Consider the following 4,756-nt stretch of genomic DNA (forward strand, 5'->3'; position numbering starts at 1 on the left):
TTGGCTCCGCCAAGCCATGCAACTGCATGGCAATAAAACCTTGGGCTTTGCCCAAACCCACAAGGGGATTCATCCCCTTGACCCCCTTTAAAAACTCCCCCAACCCCCTCACATTTGAGGGGACTCCCTCGCCGGGTGGCAGGTCGAACCAAAAGGGTTCGACAATGCCAAGAGGGTGTAAATCATGCGCTCGTGTCAACTCCTTAAATTCTCCCTCACTCGTTCCTCGTTCAGTCCGATTTACCGTTGACACTTCCCCATCATTTTCCCTCTACCCGACATAATCTATTGGAAAAGAATCAGAATAGCGTTTATTCATTTCAGATTGGGCGCTATTGCTTTTTATAGATTAGTAGACCCTTTTATAAAGAAAAGCTTCTAAAACAGCTTATAAAGCCAAATAAAGGTTTATACGTGTCTGAAAATCCATTAATTTGGTAAGATAGAGAAAGAAAAAAGGGGGAAATATTACATTGGATAAAGCTTTAGAACAAGCAAAAATTAAACTAGATGAATTTTACGATGAAAACAAAGATAAAGCCGGAAAACCTTACGATCTAGCCAAAGGTTATCTTGAATGGACAGCTAAAAAAACAGAGATAATTAAAAATGAAAAAGCTTTTCAAATTAAGCCTGAAATACAAAATAAACTTAAACGGGGTTCAGTTTTTTGGGCTGAATTAGGGCATAATATTGACGAAGAATTTGGTGGAAGACATCCAGTAGCAATTTTAAGAATGGGAGGAAAAACAGCAATCGTAGTTCCTTTATCTACTCAAGATAAGAAAAAACAAGAAAAAAACATAAATATTGCTTAATTTTTTTAAAAGAATACAATTTTTATTGAAAGCACTAAATATAAAAGGAGACATAAGCATATGAACTCAGAAAATAAAGTAGCAATAATAACAGGTTCAGCAGGTGGTTTAGGTAAAGCTATAGCTGAAAGATTAGCAAATGATGGTTTTAATATCGTTGTTCAAGACATCAATAATGATTTGTTACTAGAAACAGAAAAAGAATTCAAAGAAAAAGGATATAATGTAATATCTTTCAAAAGTGATGTTTCAAAACAAAAAGAACAAGAAGAACTAGTTAAATTTACTGTAAAAGAATTTAATAAATTAGATGTTTTTATTAATAATGCAGGTGTGGATGCTGTAACACCTTTCTTAGAAATAGACGAAAATCAACTTAATAAATTATTTAATATTAATGTATTTGGAACTGTTTATGGTACCCAAGCAGCTGCAAAACAATTTATAAAACAAAATACAAAAGGTAAAATAATAAACGCTTGTAGTATAGCAGGTCACGAATCTTACGAAATGCTAGGTACATATTCAGCTACTAAACACTCAGTTAGATCATTCACTCAAGTTGCAGCTAAAGAATTAGCAAAGTATAAAATTAACGTTAATGCTTATTGTCCAGGAGTGGCAAAAACTAAAATGTGGGAAAGAATCGATGAAGAAATGGTTAAATATGATGAAAATTTAAATCCTGGAGATGCTTTTGAAAAATTTTCAAGTGCTATAAAATTAGGAAGATATCAAGAACCTAAAGATGTAGCAAATTTAGTATCATTCCTAGCTTCGGAAGATTCAGATTATATAACTGGTCAATCTATTTTAACAGATGGCGGATTAGTTTATAGATAAAAAATAAACAGTTTAATTAATTTGGTTTTTATTCCAATTTCCTTTTTGAATAGAAACTTTGAACCCTAAAAACATACAATGCCGATCGTGAAGGAGTCATTAGGACTCAGTGAATGAAGAACGTGAAGGATTACGATAAGTAATCAGTCAAATGAAAGTGATTAAGGAAAAGCCGAGCATAATGCTCGGCTTTTTTATTTTAGATTTCCTTGTTTTGAGGTGGGAGGTAAAGGCTGGGGTGAATTGGCGATAGCCAAGAGGGGCTAGCCCCTGATTGCGTATCTGACTTAGGATAAGAACAGTTTTCTGAACGGCTGAACTGGCGGTTCGGCAGGTACAATGGATAGAGCAAGCTGATCTCCGAGGTTCCTCGTTTTGAGTATGGTCGGCTTGGCGACAGACTAGCACCTGCCGAATTTCGGAATGCAAGGGGAAAAGGGTGGAGATTTTTCAGCGTAGCGTTTTTGAAAAATACTACCCGAACCTTGCATGGAGAAAAGCCTTTTGGATTAAGAGGAGAGTGTTTTTTTGAAAAAAGTCTTATAAACCCAGTTATATCAAGGGTTTTGGCGTTTTTGCTTGTGTTCATATTTAACTACGTTTGTGTTCACTTTAGAACATGTTTGTGTTCAAAAAATGAACATATATGTTTTTATATACAAAAATATATTGTATTCTTTTGGTGAACATGTTAATGTTCAAATATGAATATAAAATGGGGTGTGAAAAGTTGGATAAAAACATGCAATATATCAATGAAACTCAAACCTTAATTGGACAGAAAAAAAGAACATTAATCGATCAAGATACTGGAGAAGTAGTTCATGTAGACCAAATTACCAAAAGAGTTTATGGGACTAAACAATTTTGGAAAGTCTATTTAATGGATTTTTTGAGTATTTTAGGAATAATTGATAGCAAACAATTAGATGTTTTTATATACATAGCCGAAAATACGAATCAAAACACAAATATGTTTATCGGAACATATAGAAGCATTTCAGAAGATGTAGGTGTCGGTGTTAGTACAGTAACTAGAATCATGAAAAAGCTACAAGAAAATAATTTCATCATGAAAAAACAAAATGGAGTTTATTTGGTCAATCCTAATATCATGATGAAAGGTAACGACCACAAAAGACAAATGCTTTTAAGTTACTATGAAGAAGAAAAACCTTTAAATTCAATTGAAGTGTTTAGAGGTAGACAAAAAGCCATCCCAGAACAACAAACAACGCCAAATAATCAAGAATTATTGGAGATGAAAGAAAATGATCGAGGGAATTGAATTAACTATTTACATGAATGATGAAAGTATATCTTTCGATTTATCACCAACACAGACAGAAGTAATTTTTAAAGCATTAGGAATACAATTTAATACAGAAAATAACTCACTAACTTCGTTTGCTGATAACAGTTTAAAAAAATATATACTACCAAAAATCAATTTTGTACCAGTAGATTAAGTAGCCCCTGAGAAGTTTAGAGGTTACTTTTTTTGACATGGAAAGTGCATGGATGGAGTACGGATTATGCTCTTGTGTCTTTCTACCGTTCTATTCCCATATCTCTTTGTTTTTGCCTTTGCGGTTGCTCCATTTTGGCTAAAGAGTCCTGGACAAATTTTTCCCGATTATCCTCCAAAAATTTTATCTTATTTCGGTCTACGTTGTTTATGTTCAGCCATGTTTTAATGCGGTCTATTTGATAACTTAAAACTTTCGTAATCCTTTCTTTGAATGCTGAAAACTGCTTGCTGATCTCCAAGACTTTTTCCTTCAACAACCGATTTTCTGATTTCAATTCTTGGTTTTCCTTTTGTAAAGCACGATTTTGCAAGGCCAAATCGGTTACTTTTTGGTTTAATTCTTTCTTTCTTTTCAACTGGTCATTATATTTGTGAACCAATCCGTTGTATTGCTCTACAACCCCTCTATATTTGGCGACCAAATTTACCTCTTTTACTTTTTCAATCGCTTTTTTCTCCGCTAAAACATCTAAATTCTTTTTGATATCCTCGTTTTCAACTTGAATATCCTTGTAATTTTTCCGAATTTTATCCTGTCCGGTTTGCATTTCTGCTTTCAGCTGCTCAACCTCTTTTTTCTTCTTGTCCAACTCTTTCTGCAGATTCTCCGCTCGAAGCCGATAAATGACTCCATTTGTAGCATAATCCACTAGGCTTTTGTAGTCCTGTTCCTTCATTCCCACAAGCCCAAATACCTTCTTAGCTTCAATGTTTTCAATGGATTTCGTCTTATCGTCAATCTCTTGGATATGCCCCATTATCCGCTCATATTTCTGTTGGGCTTCCTTTTCCATGTTTTGAAACGTTAGAGCCTTATATTTAGCCATCTCCAAGTGTTTTCGGCTTGACGAAACTCCTCTCTCCAACTCGAAGCCATTTTGCTTCAAATAGTCATTAAAATCGTCCTGAAGGCTCACCAGTTGCTTTTTTTGGCCAAAGAAATCTTTAGCCGATAATCGACCATCCTCCGTTACTGGAACGAAGCCAACGTGCATGTGAGGAGTTTTCTCGTCATTATGTATTGTCGCATAGATTAAATTCTTTTCACCGTAACGGTCAGCTAGGAATTCATAAGCTGTTTCGAAGTATCGCTTTTGATCCTGCGGTGAAATCTTTTCAAAAAACTCTTTGTCAGAAGTGATAAGGAATTCAGCAAGTCGAACCGCATCTTTGCGGATCTTCTTTCCAGAGGTCACATTTTCCTCAATCACCATATTAATTTTCTCATTGTAATCGATCTTTTTTTGACCATTTATCAAGTCATAATTCAAATGAGAATCTGCTTTGTTGATGTCGGGATTCGTTTCACTTTCCCTCTCTCTTTGATTGTGAAATTGAATGCCTTTTATGGCAGTTGATTTCATTTTCTGCATTCGGATAATGGAGTAACTCATGGGTTACGCACCCTTTCTGAAAATCACTAGATTAATAGAAAGTGTAACACACTACACTTTGCATGCAAAGTTTCATGTGCTCTGCGAGGCTTTTTGGCTCCGCCAAGCCATGCAACTGCATGGCAATAAAACCTTGGGCTTTGCCCAAACCCACAAGGGGATTCATCCCC

5 protein-coding genes are annotated in these 4,756 nt (G+C 35.1%); 4 read left to right on the forward strand and 1 reads right to left on the reverse strand.

The genetic code is table 11. The annotated features are described in order from the left end of the window. Positions 1-473 precede the first annotated feature (473 nt). The 4 genes from H9636_RS18725 to H9636_RS18740 all read left to right on the forward strand — a co-directional run bounded on the left by H9636_RS18725 (position 474) and on the right by H9636_RS18740 (position 3,130). Positions 474-818 (forward strand): type II toxin-antitoxin system PemK/MazF family toxin, encoded by a 345-nt coding sequence (locus H9636_RS18725; protein ID WP_191709069.1) that lies wholly within the window; start codon positions 474-476, stop codon positions 816-818. Between the two features lie 60 nt (positions 819-878). Next, a complete protein-coding gene (locus H9636_RS18730) occupies positions 879-1,661 on the forward strand; it encodes an acetoin reductase (RefSeq protein WP_191709070.1) in 783 nt (260 codons plus the stop codon). Between the two features lie 730 nt (positions 1,662-2,391). Further along, entirely contained in the window at positions 2,392-2,949 is a 558-nt protein-coding gene (locus H9636_RS18735; RefSeq protein ID WP_451923568.1) for a replication/maintenance protein RepL, read from the forward strand. After that, a complete protein-coding gene (locus tag H9636_RS18740) occupies positions 2,933-3,130 on the forward strand; it encodes a hypothetical protein (RefSeq protein ID WP_191709071.1) in 198 nt (65 codons plus the stop codon). The genes H9636_RS18735 and H9636_RS18740 overlap by 17 nt, the downstream gene beginning before the upstream one ends. 82 nt (positions 3,131-3,212) lie before the next feature. Here the strand turns inward: H9636_RS18740 and mobV are convergent, their stop codons facing one another. Then, positions 3,213-4,586 (reverse strand): MobV family relaxase, encoded by a 1,374-nt coding sequence (gene mobV / locus H9636_RS18745; protein ID WP_225230342.1) that lies wholly within the window; start codon positions 4,584-4,586, stop codon positions 3,213-3,215. Positions 4,587-4,756 lie beyond the last annotated feature (170 nt).

Source organism: Ureibacillus galli, assembly GCF_014836845.1.
Classification (GTDB): domain Bacteria; phylum Bacillota; class Bacilli; order Bacillales_A; family Planococcaceae; genus Ureibacillus; species Ureibacillus galli.